The 15,951-nt window shown below is 66.2% G+C and carries 12 protein-coding genes and 1 riboswitch; of the genes, 7 read left to right on the top strand and 5 right to left on the bottom strand.

Annotated elements, in window-relative coordinates:
- Positions 1–140: 140 nt before the first annotated feature.
- A complete protein-coding gene (locus tag GPA22_RS08445) occupies positions 141–1,349 on the bottom strand; it encodes a thiolase family protein (RefSeq protein WP_169255653.1) in 1,209 nt (402 codons plus the stop codon).
- A gap of 54 nt (positions 1,350–1,403) precedes the next feature.
- Positions 1,404–2,087 (bottom strand): GntR family transcriptional regulator, encoded by a 684-nt coding sequence (locus tag GPA22_RS08440; protein WP_169255652.1) that lies wholly within the window; start codon positions 2,085–2,087, stop codon positions 1,404–1,406.
- 235 nt (positions 2,088–2,322) lie between these two features.
- On the opposite strand from GPA22_RS08440, the gene GPA22_RS08435 reads away from it, so the two are divergent.
- The 6 genes from GPA22_RS08435 (at position 2,323) to GPA22_RS08410 (ending at position 9,534) form a co-directional block, all read left to right on the top strand.
- On the top strand, positions 2,323–3,237 hold the full coding sequence (locus GPA22_RS08435; protein ID WP_169255651.1) for a TetR/AcrR family transcriptional regulator: 915 nt from the start codon (positions 2,323–2,325) through the stop codon (positions 3,235–3,237).
- Positions 3,238–3,471: 234 nt separating this feature from the next.
- Positions 3,472–5,487, top strand: coding sequence for a 3-hydroxyacyl-CoA dehydrogenase/enoyl-CoA hydratase family protein (locus tag GPA22_RS08430; RefSeq protein ID WP_169255650.1), 2,016 nt, complete (start codon positions 3,472–3,474; stop codon positions 5,485–5,487).
- 60 nt (positions 5,488–5,547) lie between these two features.
- Entirely contained in the window at positions 5,548–6,138 is a 591-nt protein-coding gene (locus GPA22_RS08425; RefSeq protein WP_246264184.1) for an acyl-CoA thioesterase, read from the top strand.
- The gene (locus GPA22_RS08420; protein WP_169255649.1) at positions 6,128–6,619 is read left to right on the top strand and encodes a hypothetical protein; all 492 of its coding nucleotides are present in this window, start codon (positions 6,128–6,130) and stop codon (positions 6,617–6,619) included. The genes GPA22_RS08425 and GPA22_RS08420 overlap by 11 nt, the downstream gene beginning before the upstream one ends.
- A complete protein-coding gene (locus tag GPA22_RS08415) occupies positions 6,616–6,834 on the top strand; it encodes a cysteine protease (RefSeq protein WP_169255648.1) in 219 nt (72 codons plus the stop codon). The genes GPA22_RS08420 and GPA22_RS08415 overlap by 4 nt, the downstream gene beginning before the upstream one ends.
- A 33-nt stretch (positions 6,835–6,867) precedes the next feature.
- The gene (locus tag GPA22_RS08410) at positions 6,868–9,534 is read left to right on the top strand and encodes a LuxR C-terminal-related transcriptional regulator (protein WP_169255647.1); all 2,667 of its coding nucleotides are present in this window, start codon (positions 6,868–6,870) and stop codon (positions 9,532–9,534) included.
- Positions 9,535–9,560: 26 nt separating this feature from the next.
- Here GPA22_RS08410 and cobT read toward each other — a convergent pair whose 3' ends face one another.
- The 3 genes from cobT to GPA22_RS08395 all read right to left on the bottom strand — a co-directional run bounded on the left by cobT (position 9,561) and on the right by GPA22_RS08395 (position 13,936).
- The gene (gene cobT / locus GPA22_RS08405; RefSeq protein ID WP_169255646.1) at positions 9,561–10,601 is read right to left on the bottom strand and encodes a nicotinate-nucleotide--dimethylbenzimidazole phosphoribosyltransferase; all 1,041 of its coding nucleotides are present in this window, start codon (positions 10,599–10,601) and stop codon (positions 9,561–9,563) included.
- Positions 10,602–10,685: 84 nt separating this feature from the next.
- Positions 10,686–10,863: riboswitch (cobalamin riboswitch) on the bottom strand.
- Between the two features lie 50 nt (positions 10,864–10,913).
- Complete coding sequence (locus tag GPA22_RS08400; RefSeq protein WP_169255645.1) at positions 10,914–12,476, bottom strand: trimethylamine methyltransferase family protein; 1,563 nt, start codon at positions 12,474–12,476, stop codon at positions 10,914–10,916.
- Positions 12,477–12,712: 236 nt separating this feature from the next.
- Complete coding sequence (locus GPA22_RS08395; RefSeq protein ID WP_169255644.1) at positions 12,713–13,936, bottom strand: hypothetical protein; 1,224 nt, start codon at positions 13,934–13,936, stop codon at positions 12,713–12,715.
- Positions 13,937–14,600: 664 nt separating this feature from the next.
- On the opposite strand from GPA22_RS08395, the gene gbdR reads away from it, so the two are divergent.
- Positions 14,601–15,770 carry a choline metabolism transcriptional regulator GbdR gene (gene gbdR / locus GPA22_RS08390; RefSeq protein ID WP_211169016.1) on the top strand — a complete coding sequence of 390 codons (1,170 nt, stop codon included), beginning with the start codon at positions 14,601–14,603 and terminating at the stop codon, positions 15,768–15,770.
- The last annotated feature ends 181 nt before the right edge of the window (positions 15,771–15,951 follow it).

Below are 15,951 nucleotides of genomic sequence, written 5' to 3'. Positions count from 1 at the left end.
TGCGCGCCTCTTCTGACTCGTTCGAATCCGGTTGGGGATGCTGCGTCCGGGCGCTTTGCGCCTCTCGTGTCTCCCCGAATGGGGAGGTGATGCCTGAATCCGTACTGCCGCGCGTTGCTGTCGCGACGCGCCTGCAACGCTTACCGGTCGCCGACTTCGACGACGACCGCCATCGCCGTATCGCCTGCCGCGCAACCGGTGAAGAGGCCGTAGCCGCCGCCACGCAGCGCGAGTTCCTCGATAAGCTCGATGATTGCGCGGGTTCCCATCGGCGCCTGCGGATGACCCCACACGAGCGAGCAGCCGTAGTTGTTCATCGCATCAAGGTTTGCGCCGGTCTCGCGGGCGAAGACAATATCGTTCACCGCGAACGGGTTATGGGTCTTGATCGCCGTCATGTCCCCGATGGCGAGTCCGGCCTGATCGAGCGCGCGGCGCGCGGCGGGGATCATCGCATCGGGCATGTACGCGAGCTCCGTGCGCGCGAGGCCGAAGCCGTGCAGCCGCACAGCGATCGACGGATCCTTCGACAGCGCTTTCGCCCGCTCGGGTGTCGTCACGAGGATCGCCGCGTTGCCGTCCGCCGGATGCGTCTGGGCGCCGAACGTGACCGTCCCGCCGTTCGCGACCGGCTTCAGCTTCGCGAGACCCTCGGCCGTCGAGCGCGACACGCCCTCGTCGCCGTCGAGCGTGCTCGCGACCTTGCGGAAATCGGCGTTCGGCACCTCGAAGGGCAGGGTCATGAAGCGACGCAGGAAGGCGGAATCGTCCTTCAGCGCGTCGGCGTACTGCGCCTCGCGCAGCAGCACCAGCTCGTGCTGCTGCGAGGTTCCGACGCCATGCTTCGTCGCGACGTTCTCCGCCGTCTGCAGCATCGAGTGCCCGCCGAGCGGGTCGCAGCCGAAGTTGTCGAGCACCCAGTTCTCGGATGTGCCCGTACCGCCCGCGCCGCGAGGATTCGGGTAATAGAGGTGCGGGCCGTTCGACGTGCGGTCGCAGTTCACCGCAAGCGCGACCTCGGCCATGCCGGCCTCGATCTCCTGCGCCGCGGCGAGCAGGGTGCGCACGCCGGTCGCGCAGGCCTGCATCATCGTCGGCCCGCCCGCACGCGTCGCGCCGACGAGGCCGGTGAGCCACGGCAGGCCGTAGAACGCGTGCTGCTGCGGCACCGAGAACCCGAGCACGCCGTAGTCGATGACCTGCGGGTCGATGTCCCGCTTCGCCAGCTCACGCTTCGCCACATGCGCGGCGAAGCGCACGCTGTGCAGCGACGCGAAGCTGCCCTGCCAGCGCGCGAAGGGCGTGCTCCAGTAGGCGCCGTAGGGAATTTCGGCCGTGTAGCGGGTCATCGTCTGCGGTCTCCGGTATTTTTTCTTCTAAGGTACAAACGGCGATCGCCCGGGTCAGGCCTGGCCGTCTTCAGTGAGGCCGACGGCAGCGATGAACGCCCGCTTTGCCTCGACGAGGTGTTCGAGCATGGCCGTCGCGGCGGTGTCGCCGTCGCCCGCAGCCAGTGCGGCGGAGATGCGGTTCAGGCCGCGCAGCACGATCGTGCGGATCTCCGGGTCATCGAGCGTCAGCGTGCGGATGCGTTGCATGTGATCGGCGTACTGCTCGACGATGCGCACGAGCCGCGGATTCGGCACCAGGGCGAGCCACGCGGCACGGAAGCAGATCGTCGCCTCACGGAACGCTGCGGCGTCGCCGGCCTTGTGCGCGCGGGCGGTCGCCGCCAGTGCGTCTTCGATGCCGCGGCGGTGCTCGGCCGAGCGTGTGAGCGGAGCGATGCTGCGGATCGCAGCCGGTTCGATGAGGAAGCGGATCTCGTAGATGTCGTGGACATCCTGTAGCGTCAGCGCCGGCACGACGAAGCTGCGATTGTCGGACACGAGCAAGCCTTCGCTCGCGAGGCGCCGCAGCGCTTCGCGCACGGGGGTGCGCGAGACGCCGAGCTTTTCGGCGAGCTGGACTTCCTGCAGCGGCTGGCCCGCGACGATCTGACCACTGCGCAGGTGATCGCGCAAGGTGTGATAGACCCGTTCACCGAGAGCGAGGGGGCGTTCGACGGGCTGAAGCGTGGAGACCATTTCCTGGAGCCTTTCGAGGGTTCGTTGTTAGCGGCGGCTTTCGAGTTGATGTGTACTGTATACAGTATTTTTTAAGGTGTAAAGTGCCCATTCGAGGACGGCGACAGCGGACGGCTTCGGCTGCGCGTCGTAGAAGTCCCATTCGGAACTCCCCGCAGACGGAAGCCGCTCCTGCAGTTTGCTGCCACGGCGGTGGCTTGGCTATGATGGATGTCCAATCAATCGAGTGACGCGCATGAGCCTGGATGCCTGCCACGGTGAAGATCGTCGCGCCCCGGACGTCGAGGCCGCGATCCTTCGACTCGCTCGTGACGAGCCCGAACTGGGCCAGGCGGCGGTATCCGCCCGGCTGCGGCGTGACGGACTCGCGGTTTCGCCGTCGGGGGTGCGTTACATCTGGCAGAAGCACGACCTCGAGACCACCGTGAAGCGCTTGCGGGCGATCGCGCAAGCGTCGCGCGAGGGCGTTGCGACGCTCACCGACACGCAGCGCGGACTGCTGGAACGTGGGGCGCTCGCTGCGCAGCTCGTCGCCGGCGACGCCGCAACCGATGGCGAGCCGCTCGACCGTCGCCAGGTGATCCTCGATGCGGCGGCCGCGCTCTTCGCGGAGCAGGGCTACGACAGCACTTCCATTCGTGACATCGCCAGCCGGGTCGGGCTCCTGCCCGGGTCGATCTACCATTATTTCGCATCAAAGGACGAGCTCTATCTCGCCGTGCACGGGGAAGGCTTCCGGCGCCTGATGGCCGCCGTCGCTGAGGCCCTGACGGGTGCCAGTGACCCCTGGGAGCGACTCACCCGCGTCTGCCAGGCGCACATCGCTGCGATCACCAGCGGCAGCTACATCGACCGCGTCACCGGCCACAGCCTTGCGATGACGGGCAACCCGGAACTCTTCGCGCGGATCCGGCCGATGCGTGAGGCCTACGAGAACGTCTACCGCGGTCTCATCGATGCCTTGCCGCTCGCGCCGGACGTCGACCGCAGCCTGCTGCGCCTGACGGTGTTGAGCGTCCTGAACTGGGTGCACGTGTGGTATCGCGAAGGCCGGCGCTCGACCGACGAGATCGCCGCCGCGGTGGTCGACATGCTGCGCCGCGGTGTGGAATCGCCCGGTGTTGCGTCCAAGCCTCCGTCGTCTTTCTGAAGATATCCGCCGATCCCATGGCGTCGTTTCATTCCGGGCGCCCGGAGCGGTTGCTTTTTTTCTTCAGTGCACCGGATACTGTATACATTAAAACAAAACGGCGGCTGGACTGCGCCGATCGCCCTGAAAAGGGTGCCCCAGAGGAGTTCGCCGGCCGGCGCCGTAAGGTCGGCCGACAAGGATGCGCGCCGCAAAGACGGCACGCCGCTTGAGACTACCGAAGGAGGCTCCCTGATGGTCACCCGTTTCGCCAATCCGCTGCTCGCCACGCCGCAGCGCCCGCTGCCGCGCACCGTCGCGATAATCGGTGCCGGCACGATAGGTCCGGACATCGGCTATTACCTGAAGAGCGCATTGCCGGGCTTGAAGTTGATCCTCGTCGACGTCGCCCAGGCCGCGCTCGACCGGGCGCTGCAGCGCTTTGCGGACTACGCGGCCAAAGCGGTCGCGAAAGGCAAGATGAGCGAGGCGGAAGCCGCCGCGGTCACGGCAAACGTGGTCGGCACGCTGGATTACAAGGATCTGGCGGAGGCAGACTGGGTGCTGGAAGCCGCGACCGAGGACCTGGCGCTCAAGCGCCGCATCTTCGCGCAGGTCGAGGCAGTCGTTCGCGTCGACGCGCTGATCACGTCGAACACGAGCTCCTTGCCCGCCGCCCTGATCTACGCCGAACTCGAGCACCCCGAGCGTGCCACCGTCACGCATTTCTTCGCGCCGGCGTGGAAGAATCCGGTCGTCGAGGTCGTCGGTTGGGCGCGCACCGACCCGGTCGTCGTCGAATACCTGCGCTGGGTGTTCTGCGAGACCGGCAAGGTGCCGCTCGTGACCGAGGACGTCGCGTGCTTCATGCTCGACCGCATCTTCGACAACTGGTGCAACGAGTCGGCGCTGCTGCTCGACGGCGCGACGGCGGCGGAAATCGACAGCGTCGCCGGCGAGTTCGTGCACGCCGGGCCGTTCTTCGTGCTGAACCTGGCGAACGGCAACCCGATCATCACCGAGACCAACACGCTGCAAGCCGAACTCGAGGGCGAGCATTACCGGCCGGCGCCGGTGTTCCGCTCGGTGGACCGCTGGCTGACGGCGCCGCCCGGAAAGTCCGTCGCGGTCGCGCCGAACGTGGTCGAGCGCGTGCGCGATCGCCTGCTCGGCGTGCTGTTTTCGCAAACCGTGGACATCCTCGACCGCGGCATCGGCGAACCGGCCGACCTCGATTTCGGTTGCCGCCAGGCGCTCGGGTTCAAGAAGGGGCCGCTCGAACTGATGCGCGACATGGGCGAGGCAGAATCCGGCCGCATGCTCGCCCGCTTCTGCAACGAGCGGCGCGGCATGCCGGCCGCACGGAAGGGGCTCGGCGACTATCAGGGCTTCCTGCGCCACGTGCTCGTCGATGACATCGGCGACGTCAAGGTCATCACGCTGCGCCGCCCCGAGGCGCTGAACGCGCTCCACGACGAAATGACTGACGAGATCCTGTCGGTCATCCGGCGCTTCGAGAACGATCCCGCGGTGTCGGGCTTCGTCCTCGTCGGCTACGGCAACCGGGCCTTCTGCGCCGGCGGCGACATCGGGCGCTTCGTGAACATGCTCGGCGACGCGCCGGCATCGGCGCAGTATGCGCGCGACTGCTCGCGGCTGCTCGTGCATCTGGATCAGATGAAGAAACCGGTCGTCGCCGCGATCAACGGCATGGCCCTGGGAGGCGGTTTCGAGCTGGCAATGCGCTGCCACGGCATTGTCGCCCTGGAAAGCGCGTGGATGCAGATGCCCGAAATCACGCTCGGCATCGTCCACGGCATCGGCGCGATGGTCGTGCCGTATCGGCGCTGGCCGCAGGCATCGGCCGAATTCCATGGCATGTTGCGCCGGGCCGAGCGGCTGAAGGCGACGCGGGCGTTCGAACTGGGCGTGATCGACGGACTTGCCCGGGACTACCAGGCGCTGGTCCGGGCGGCAGCCGCCAGAGTGAAGGCGCTGGACGGCAAGGTGGGCGGCATCCCCGACGGCGCGGTGCCGATTGCGGAACTCGATCCGATCGCGCCACAGGCGGTCAGCGGTCAACCCTTGAGTGCCGAGGTCATCGGCATCCTCGAACGGGCCGTGCGTGCCGCGGCAGCCGCGTCGACCTTCGCGGAGGCGCTGGAGATCGGCTACCTCGCATGGGGCGACAGTGCCTGCACCGCCGCTGCCCGCGAGGGCATCACGGCCTTCCAGCAGAAGCGCAAGCCGGATTTCACGAAGACGCCGTGACGGGTGGAGCCATACCGGGTGGGGGGGGCGCCCGAGGCGGCGCGTGGATACATTGAGTCCATGACCACGCGCAAGGGAGATACCACGATGACAGACCTCAGCAACGCGATCGCGCTCGTTGGCGATGCCGGAGCCAGGACATCGGCTCCGGCACGCCCGGCGATGTTCGAACGCGAGGTGCTGGTGCGCTTCGCGCATTGCGACCCGGCCGGCATCGTGTTCTATCCGCAGTACTTCGTGCTTCTCAACGGGCTTGTCGAGGACTGGCTCGCGGACGGGCTCGGCACCTCGTTCGCGGACATGATCCTGACGCGCCGGCTCGGAATTCCCACTGTGCGCATGGACTGCACCTTCACGCGGCCCAGCCGGATGGGCGACGCGCTCGTGCTCGGGCTCACCGTTACGCGCATCGGCGAAAGCTCGATCGGTCTCGACGTGCAGGGCCGGGTCGGCGACGAGCTGCGCCTGCGGGCCCGGCAGACGCTCGTCACGATGGACCTCGAGACGATGAAGTCGGTACCGATCCCCGCGGACATCCGTGACGGCCTCGGGCGCTATTGCCAGCCCGTGCCGGAAATCGCACCCGATGGTCTTTCCCTTCCCGCGGACGGCAACCGGCGGGCCACTGACGGAGGCAAGCATGCAGATTGAACTGGAAGCGGAAGCACCGGCGACGGCCGCGGACCCTTTCGGCGACATGGCGCCGTGGCAGACGATGCTCGACCGGTACGCCGTGCTCTTCACCGACATGGTCGAAGGTTCCTCGGTCGGTTTCGTGCCGAGGAGCGGCTCGGGCATCCAGCCCGGCAAGCACGTCGCCGGGCTCGTCGAAGCGGCGGGCGACGTGCCGATGATGAAATGGATCAACGACGGCAGCGGCATGACGGCCGGCCTGATGCGCTATTCGGGCTTCCAGGAGGCGCGCGTGGATCTGCTGTTCGTCGCCGACGACGAGGCGCTCGAAGCAATGCGCGCGAGTCTCGGCGCGGACACGCTTTCGCTGATCAAGCGCCTGATCCGGCAGGGGCATATCATGTTCTTCGTGCTGCGCACGAAGTTCGAATTGCAGGACGCGGGCTACGAGGAATTCCTCGACACGCTCGGCCTCGCCTTCCTCGGAGCCTGCCGATGATCTTCCACAATCCCGCCGGCGCACCCGAGCTCGCCTGCGATCAGTGCGGCTGCCGCTGGTTCGACCGCATCAACGACACGTGTTACGAATGCGGTACCAAGGTCAGCGCCGAGTCGATCGCGGAGTTCAACGAGGCCGTCGAACGCTTTCGCGCACGCGGCGCGGCCCGTGGCGCTGATGCATCCGGCGTGGCCGGCGATTGCGCTCGGTCCTAGGATGTCCTGAACACAGCCGATCACCCTGAGCCAATGAAGAAGAGCGCCGCCGTCATCCCGTATCGTCTCGCCCTGAAGACGATGCCGCCGCATTCGGCGAAGCAGGCGGTCGCGCCGCCGCGCCTCCTCGCGCAGCTGCGCGAGGCAGTCGAGCAACCGCTCGTCGCGGTGACCTCGCTTGCAGGTTTCGGCAAGACCTCGCTGCTCGTGCAGCTGCGCCGCGAGCTGCTCGCGGACGGCGGGGCTGTCGGCTGGCTGACGATCGAGGCGACCGACGACGGTGCGAGCGTCGCAGCGGCGGTGCTCGCTTCGCTGAGCACCGCCGTCGGGCTCGAACTGCCGGCGTGCGCGTTCGACCAGGCTGGCGCGGATCTCTGGGCCGCGAGCGAACTGCTCGTGCAGATGCACGAGCTCGCACGTCCGACCTATCTCCTGATCGACGACCTGCACCAGCTTGCCGACCGCAACGCGATCGACTTCATCTATTACCTGGTGACGAACGCGCCGCCGAATTTCCACCTCGTCGTCAGCTCGCGCACCGACCCGCCGTTCCCGGTCGAGGAGCTGCGTGCGCACGGACTCTACACGCAGTTCGTCACCGAGGACCTGCGACTGCGCCTCGAGGACACCGCTGCCTTCCTGCGTCGGCGGCTGGGCGACGGCATCGACATCGAGACCTGCGCACGGCTGCACGAGCGCACCGAAGGGTGGCCGATGGCGCTGCAGATCGTCACCTCTGCAATGGCCAGACGCAGCGACGTCGCCGGCACGGTCGCAGGACTGTCCGGCGCTACAGGCGATATCGCACGCTATTTCTCCCAGTTCGTGCTCGAAAGTCTCGATGGGAGCGCTGTCGCGATGCTCGTGCGCGCGTCGCTGCTCGAGACCCTGCATCCGAGCCTGTGCGCGGCGCTCGGCGGGGGAGTCGACGCGGCCGAGATCCTCGCACGGCTCGAGCAGCAGACCGGCCTCGTGATGTCCGTCGACGGCGGCGACGTCTACCGGATGCATCCGCTGTTCCGCGAATACCTCGCGAGCCTTGCCAAGGAGTTGCCGGCCGACGAGCGGCGGGCGCTGCACGCAAAGGCCGCCGAATGGTTCGCTGCGCACGACATGCTGGAACATGCGGCCGAGCACGCGTTCCTGGGCGGATTGCGTGCGCAGGCGATGGACTGGATCGAGAAGCGCGTGCGCTACCTCGGCGTGCAGGGGCGCATCGTCGAGGTGCTGGCGTGGCTCGACCGCCTGCCGCCCGAGGAGTTCACGCGGCACGAGGGAATCCAGCTCACCGCCGCGTGGGCGTGCGCGCTGTGCTACCGGCCGCAGGACGCCGAGCGGCTCGTTGACGTGATCCTCGCTCGGCCCGGCGTCACACCGGAAGTCATCCTGCAGGCGAATATCGTGCGCTCGGCGGCGGCGATCCACTGCGACGACTACCAGCGCGCGCGCGGCTGCATCGACAGCTACGATCCCGCCCTCGGGCCGCTGTATTGCAACACGCTGTCCTTCATCGCCATCCATAGCGGTTTTCCCGAGCGGGCGCGCTACTACCAGCAGATCTCGGACGGCCACGGACGCGTCGCGCGCAGCTTCTACGATTCCATCTACGGCGCGTTTGCCGTCGGCCTGAGCTACCTGGTTGAAGGGCAGGCGAGGGAGGCGGCGACGGTCTTCGGTGCTGCGCTCGAGCGCGCCGAAGCCACGACGGGCTGGCGCTCGATGCCGGCGGCGATCCACGCCGCGGGGCTCGCGGCGGCAAACTGGGAACTCGGCGCCGAGGACGAGTCCCGCGCGCTGCTCGCAAACCGCCTCGACCTGATCGAGCAGGCGGCGCTGCCCGACGCAGTGATCCTCGCGTACCTGACCCTCGCGCGCTACGAGAGCCAGAAGGGCAGTGAAGGCAAGGCGTTCGACGCGCTCAACAGCCTCGCCGCGATCGGCGAACTGCGCGGCCAGCCGCGCCTCGTAGCGGCGAGCCTGGGCGAGCAGATTCGCCAGCACGCAGTGCGCAACCGGCTCGTATCGTGCCGGATGCTGATGAACGCTCTCGACACGATCGTCGGCGATCCCGCGCGCCCCGACCGAGGCCTCGAAGCGGAGCTGCGGCTGATCCGCGAGATCGCTGCCGCGCGCGTCGCCTTGCTCGACCATGAAGACACTGCCGCACTCGCGGCGCTCGACCATGCCGCCGAGATCGCCGCGCGGCTACGGCGCGGCCGGGACCAACTCGCTGTCCGCATCCTGCGCTCGAGCGGGCTGCGCGACGACGACGAAGGCCCGCGGCTGCTCGCCGAAGCCTTGAGTCTCGCGGAGTCGTTCGGCCTCGTGCGCGTGCTCGCCGACGACTGGCCCGGCGCACTCGACGTGCTGCCCGAACTCGACCGCTCCGGCGGCACCGTGGCGGGCATCTCTGCGGCGTTCGTCGAACGCGCCACGGAGCGCTGCCGCGTCGGCTGGATGCCGGAAACGACCGCGCCGAAAGCGGCTGCCGCCAAACAGCGCGCCGCACAGCTGTCGGCGCGGGAAATGGAGATCCTCGGTGCGCTCGCGCACGGGCGCACGAACAAGGAAATCGCCAACATCCTCGACGTCGGCCCCGAAACGATCAAGTGGCATATGAGGAACCTGCTGTCGAAACTGAATGCAGCGAATCGGCGGCACGCTGTCGACCGGGCAAGACTGCTCGGAATTCTGGATTGAACGCCGGGCAGTCAGGACTCCCCACATCACTCCTTGTCTGAAACGCCAGCCGACTCGAAGCTCGCCATCTCATTGACAAAATTGACGGCTGCCTGCACCAGTGGATAGGCAAGCGCAGTACCGGTCCCTTCGCCCAGGCGCAAGCCGAGGTCGATGAGCGGTTGCGCACCGAGGGCAGTCAGCTGGGCAACGTGGCCGGGTTCGGCCGAACGGTGGCAGAAGATGCAGTACTCGGTGATGGCCGGGGCGAGGCGGGCGGCCGTCAAGGCGGCCGAGCCGACGATGAAACCGTCGATCAGCAGCACCATCCCGGCTCGGGCGGCCGCCAACATGGCCCCCGCCATCATGGCGATTTCGAAGCCGCCGAATTCGGCAAGCACCGACAGCGGATCGTCCACCCTGCCGGTGCGGGCGAGGGCCTTTTCCAGCAACTGGTGCTTGCGGGCAACGCCGGCGTCGTCGAGGCCGGTGCCGCGCCCGATGCAATCAGCCAGCGGCGTTCCGGTCAGGCAGTGGGTAATGAGCGAGGCGGCGGCGGTGTTGCCGATGCCCATTTCGCCGAAGCCGACGATATTGCAGCCGTCCGCGGCCAGCGTGCGGATGATGCCGGCGCCACGCTGCATGGCGGTGGCGCACTCGGCCCGGGTCATCGCCGGCTCTTCCAGGTAATTTTTCGTTCCCGGCCCCATCTTGGCGTCGACCAGCCCCGGGCGCGGCCCGAAATCATGCGCCACGCCGGCATCGACCACGGTCAGCCCGAGGCCGTTCTGGCGGGCAAAAACATTGATGCCTGCGCCGCCGGCCAGGAAATTCTCGACCATCTGCCAGGTCACGTCCTGCGGGTAGGCCGACACGCCCGCCCTGGCCGCACCATGGTCGCCGGCGAAGACGATCACGTGAGGGTTCCTGAGCGCGGGGGTGAGGCTCTGCTGCACCAGCCCGATCCTGAGTCCGAGGCCTTCCAGAAGGCCGAGGGCGCCGAGCGGTTTGGTCTTGCGATCGATCTTTTGCTGCAGGGCAGCGGCCAATGCCCGATCCGGGGCAAGCAAGGAAAATTCAGAATGCATCCGATTCATCCGGTAATGGAAAAAGAAAAAGGGCCTCGCGGCCGCATCCCGACGGAATGCAACCGCGAAGCCCTGTCCATAGGCTCCCTGTACCACGTCACAGCAGGTCTTCTGGCTTTCGGATCAGCCGGATTCGCCGCGCCTTCCCGCCGGGTCTGTTTCCCCTGGGCAGTGGCATGTGCGGCATCCGTCCCCGATTACAGCGGCGGGCCCGCCACGGATTTGCACCGTGTTCCGTTTTGCTGTGACGGGACAAATTATCCCGATTGCCGACACGTCACGCAATCGCCGGCGCGTCGGGCCGGTCGTCGTTCAGGTATTCGAGTCGGGGAAGGACTCCTTGCGCCGACGCATGTAGGCCTGCAGGGCCTCGTCGACCGCGGGGTCGAGCTCGGGCGCCTCGTACTCGGCGAGCATCCTCTTCCAGCGCGCGTTGGCGCGCTGGGCCATGTCGAGGCGGCCCTCGGCGTCCCATTGCTCGAAGCTGTTGTTGTCCGCGATGGGTGAGCGGTAGAAGGCGTTCTCGAAGTTCGCCTGGGTGTGGGCGCAGCCGAGGAAGTGCTTGCCCGGGCCGACGTCGCGGATCGCATCCATCGCCTGGCCGTTTTCGGACAGATCGACGCCGCCCATCAGGATCTGCATCATGCCGGCCTGGTCGGCGTCCATGATGAACTTCTCGTAGCCCATCGCCAGACCGCCTTCGAGCCAGCCCGCGGTATGCAGCGCGAAGTTCACGCCCGCGAGCGCGGTCGGCAGCAGGGTGTTCGCGCTTTCACTCGCGGCCTGCGCGTCCGGGACCTTCGAGGCCGTGAGCGAGCCGCCCGAGCGGAAGGGCACGCCGAGGCGGCGCGCGAGGTTGGCCATCACGTACAGCACCAGTGCGGGTTCGGGCGTGCCGAAGGTCGGCGCGCCGGACTGCATCGACATCGAGCTCGCGAAGCTGCCGAACACCACCGGCGCACCGGGATTGACGAGCTGGACGAAGGCCATGCCGGCCATCGCCTCGGCGAGCGTCTGCGCGGCCGTGCCGGCGACGGTCACCGGCGACATCGCGCCGGCGAGGATGAACGGGGTGACGACGCAGGCCTGGTTGTTGCGCGCATAGACCTTTGCTGCGCCGAGCATCGTGTCGTCGAAGGTCATCGGCGAGTTGGCGTTTATCAGGTTGATCACCGCGGTGCGCGGCCGGCCCGTCTCGGGGTCGATCCACTGGTCGCCGAACAGGATTTTCGCCATCTCGACCGTGTCCTTCGCGCGATCGGGGTGGGTCACCGAGCCCATGAAGCACTTGTCGGAATACTTCATGTGGCTGTAGACCATGTCGAAGTGCCGCTTGTTGACCGGCAGGTCGACCGGCTCGCAGATCGTGCCGCCCGAGTGATGGAGACTGGGCGACAGGTAGGCGAGCTTCACGAAATTGCGGAAGTCCTCGATGGTGCCGTAGCGGCGTCCGTCGTCGAGGTTGTGGATGAAGGGGCAGCCATAGGCAGGCACGAAGACCGTGTTGGCGCCGCCGATGCGCACGCTGCGTTCCGGGTTGCGGGCGATCTGCGTGAACTCGCGCGGCGCATTCTCCTGGATCAGCTTGCGGCACATGCCGCGCGGCATGCGCACCCGTTCGCCCTGCACGTCGGCCCCCGCGTCGCGCCAGATCTGCAGCGCTTCCGGGTCATCGCGGAAGTCGATGCCGATTTCCTCGAGGATCGTGTCGGCGTTGTGCTCGATGATCGAGAGCCCTTCTTCGTTGAGCACTTCGTAGAAGGGAACCTTGCGGGTGACGTACGGCACACTCGCGCCTTGCCCGCGTGAGCGCGCCGCCCGGCGTGCCTCGCTTCCGCTGCGACCGCCGCGCCGGCGGGTTTCGGTGGTAATCATTGTCTCGCTCTCCATGGTGTGGTTCCGGACACATCGTCGTTGTGAGTATGCGGAGGGAGGTGGGGGCCGACATGACACGATGCGACCCGGGATTAGCGAATTGCGCCATGCCGATCCGGCGGGGCAGGGCAGACCGTTTTCGACCGATCGCTCGCCGAAAAAAGAAAAAGCGATTGCCGCCCACTGCGACAATCGCTTCTGATTCGAATCGGCTTTTTCAGGCTTTTCGGCTGCGCTCAGAAGTAGTAGCCGATGCTGGCGTTGAAGCGCCTTCCCGATGCGTCGGACGAGCGGCCGGCGGCCAGTGCCTCGCCAAAGACCGGTGAGAGATAAGGCTGGTTCTTGCCGTAGGCGAAGTCGAGCATGATCCACCAGCCTCCGCTGCCGAATTCGACGCCCGTCACGTTCTGGGTGCTGCGTTGAAAGCCGGACGCGGATTTCCTCAACTGGCTCCAGTCGTTATAAACGCGGAAGTTGCTGAACGGCCCGATCGAGCCGGGAATCTTGTAGCTGAGACTGACGATATCGATATTGCCCTTGGCCGCCAGACGATTGGTGAAGCCGTACGAGCCGATGATGACGCAATCGTTGTTGCATGCCGTCCACCAGTTGCCATTGACCGAGCCGTTTCCGGAAAAATTGTTGCGGTAGCGGATGGTCTCGAGCTTTACGCCGAAATTGCCGAATTCGCCGGTGTAATGAATCGCCTGGGCATTGCGTCGGCCCTTGGACAGTGCGGAGTCGGTCGCGGCGAGCTGGCCATTGAGTGCGGAAACGCCGATCTCCGATTTGCCGCCGCCGATCTCGAATTCGTAGGCCACCCGGCCGACAAAGGTGTTCCGCTCCTCCCGCCCGTAAGGCTTCATCAGGTGGTTGCTGAAGCGGAGCGAGTCGTACCCGTCGAGCACCGAGGTATTGTCCGTGGCACCGAGCAGATGGCCACCGTCGGACGGGAAGAAGCCCAGTGCCGTGCTCAGGCCGCCGTCCTTGCGCGTGTACTTCACGCCCAGCGCGAAGGTGTCCTCGTAACCCGCGTAGTACGCCATCGATTCGAAGAAATTGTGCGAAGCGTAACGCCCGGTCCCGAAGGGAACCAGATCCTGGCCGATGTGAACTTCGCTCTTGTCCGAGAATCGCAGGCCGGCCCACAGGTATTCATTCATCAACAGGCTGGCCCCCTCGTCGGCGCCGGTCTGACGAGTCGAGTAGTGGTAATAGCGTTCGCGGCCCGATGAGATGAAGCGGCCGTCGTCATATGTGTAACCAAGCCGGATCGTGTCGAATTCGAGCGTCCCTTTGCGATCGGGATTCCAGCTGAGGTGCTCGGCCCGGATCCGCACGGCTCCGTCGAATTTGAGGGGAGAGTCCGCAGCCTGTGCCAGTGCCCCCGAGGCCGACAGGGAAAGACAGGTGGCGACGACCATAAGCGACGCGGACGATGAACGCTTCAAAGACTTCATTGATCTTCCTCCTTGGTTGAATCTCGTTGTTGTGTAGTTATGGAAAACTCCGGCCACGTGCTTGAGTCGAAACGCCATTCCTCTTGTCGCAGTGAATCCCGTTATTGCGACGGCCGGCATCATCGGGATCCCTTGAATCGAACATGCGCGGCCGACCCGATTGGCTCGCAGGAAAACTCAAGGGGCAGGTTGCGCGCGCGAGAGTTGACGTCGAGGCGCCGGCAGATGAAACAGGAGTGCCGGTTCGGGTTCAATAGCCGCGACGCAGGGAGAATGCCGAAGGTCGCAAGGGGAACATTGCTGCACCGCGGGCAAATTGATTGCCTGGAGTTCTCACCACTTCCTTCGTAGCAGAACTATTTGTCCGCTCAGTCTCGCCTCAGTCGCGCACGCACGGGACCCGCCGAGGCCGCATGTCGCGTTCGACAAAAAACCTGTCGTAATGGGACAAGCCGAAAGGCTCCGCGCAGTTGATTAGCCCTGCGCGCAGTGTCACTATTTCCCCGTCGGAAACGACCGCATGCAATGGCTCCGGGAAAGTTCAAGTATGACTTTCGGGCGAGCGACGCCAGGCGCACACGGGCGGTGTGCGAGGGCATTCAAACGACAAGGCCGGCAAAAAGATCGGCCTGCTTGGGACAAAGTTGTCGCTGGAGGAGGGGTAATGAAAGACGAGCGCCATAGCGCGGCCGCAGGCAGGGTCGCGGAGCGGGGTATCGGGGCGGGGCCGACGCGAATCGGTTTTCTGCTGCTCGACAATTTCACGTTGATCGCGCATTCCTCGGCCATCGAGCCCTTGCGCATGGCCAATCACTTGAGCGGGGAAGAGCATTACCAGTGGTTCACGCTGAGTGAGAACGGCGAGCCGGTGCGCGCGAGCGATGGCCAGCGCATCCTGCCGGATGCACCCATGGATGCCGCAAACGATCTGGACATCGTGATCGTGTGTGGCGGCGTCGCGCAGCAGCAGGCGATCCGCAAGTCCCATCTGGGTTTCCTGCAGGCCCAGGCGCGCCGCGGCGCATTGATCGGCGGCGTGTGCACGGGCACCTGGGCGCTCGCGCAGGCCGGGCTGCTCGACGGTTACCGCGCGAGCATTCATTGGGAATGCATTTCGGGCTTGCAGGAAGCCTTCCCGAAAGTGCTCGTGACGAACCGCCTGTTCACGATCGAGGCGAACCGCCTCACGGCGTCCGGCGGGACGGCCCCGCTCGACATGATGCTGAACCTGATCGGCAAGCAGCACGGGCGCGAGCTGATGGGCGCGATCTCCGAAATGTTCATGTGCGAGCGCATCCGCAACGATCAGGAGCAGCAGCGCATCCCGCTGCGCCACGTATTGGGAACTTCGCAGCCCAAACTGCTCGAGATCGTCGCGTTGATGGAGGCGAACATCGAGGAACCGCTGGAGCTCGAGGACCTGGCCGCAATCGCCGGCATTTCACGGCGGCAGCTGGAGCGGCTCTTCCTCAAGCACCTGAACTGTTCGCCGTCGCGCTATTACCTGACGATCCGCATCAACCGCGCGCGACAATTGCTGCGGCAGACCTCGATGATGATCATCGAAGTCGCCACCGCCTGCGGATTCGTGTCGACGCCGCATTTCTCGAAGTGCTACCGCGGTTTTTTCGGCGTGCCGCCGAGCAGCGAGCGGACCATCGAGCCGGTGCCGCGCGGGGCCCGCGGACGGCGCGAGGTGTTCATCGCCGACGAGAGCCACGACGCGCAGGACACGATCCTGCCGGCCTCGACCGCCGAACTCGCGCTCATGGCTGCGAGGGGCGAGGCCACTTACGGGAGTGTGATGAGCGTACCGCGTCGCGCGCTCTGCTGAACCGGTAGGTACGCGCACCAAACCCGTCCCGGACCATCGGTCCGCGACGGGTTTTTTTGTGCGCCCAGCATGGGCGCACTCCTGTGGGTGCAAGTCCCACCGTAAGTTGATCACAGCGAACGAAGTGAAGCGCAACTGCGCGAGGGCGACCGAGCGTGGGAAGGAAGCGTGGAGCATAAGT

This window comes from Aromatoleum toluvorans (assembly GCF_012910905.1).
GTDB classification, from domain to species: Bacteria; Pseudomonadota; Gammaproteobacteria; order Burkholderiales; family Rhodocyclaceae; genus Aromatoleum; species Aromatoleum toluvorans.
This window is presented reverse-complemented; position numbering and strand designations above follow the sequence as displayed.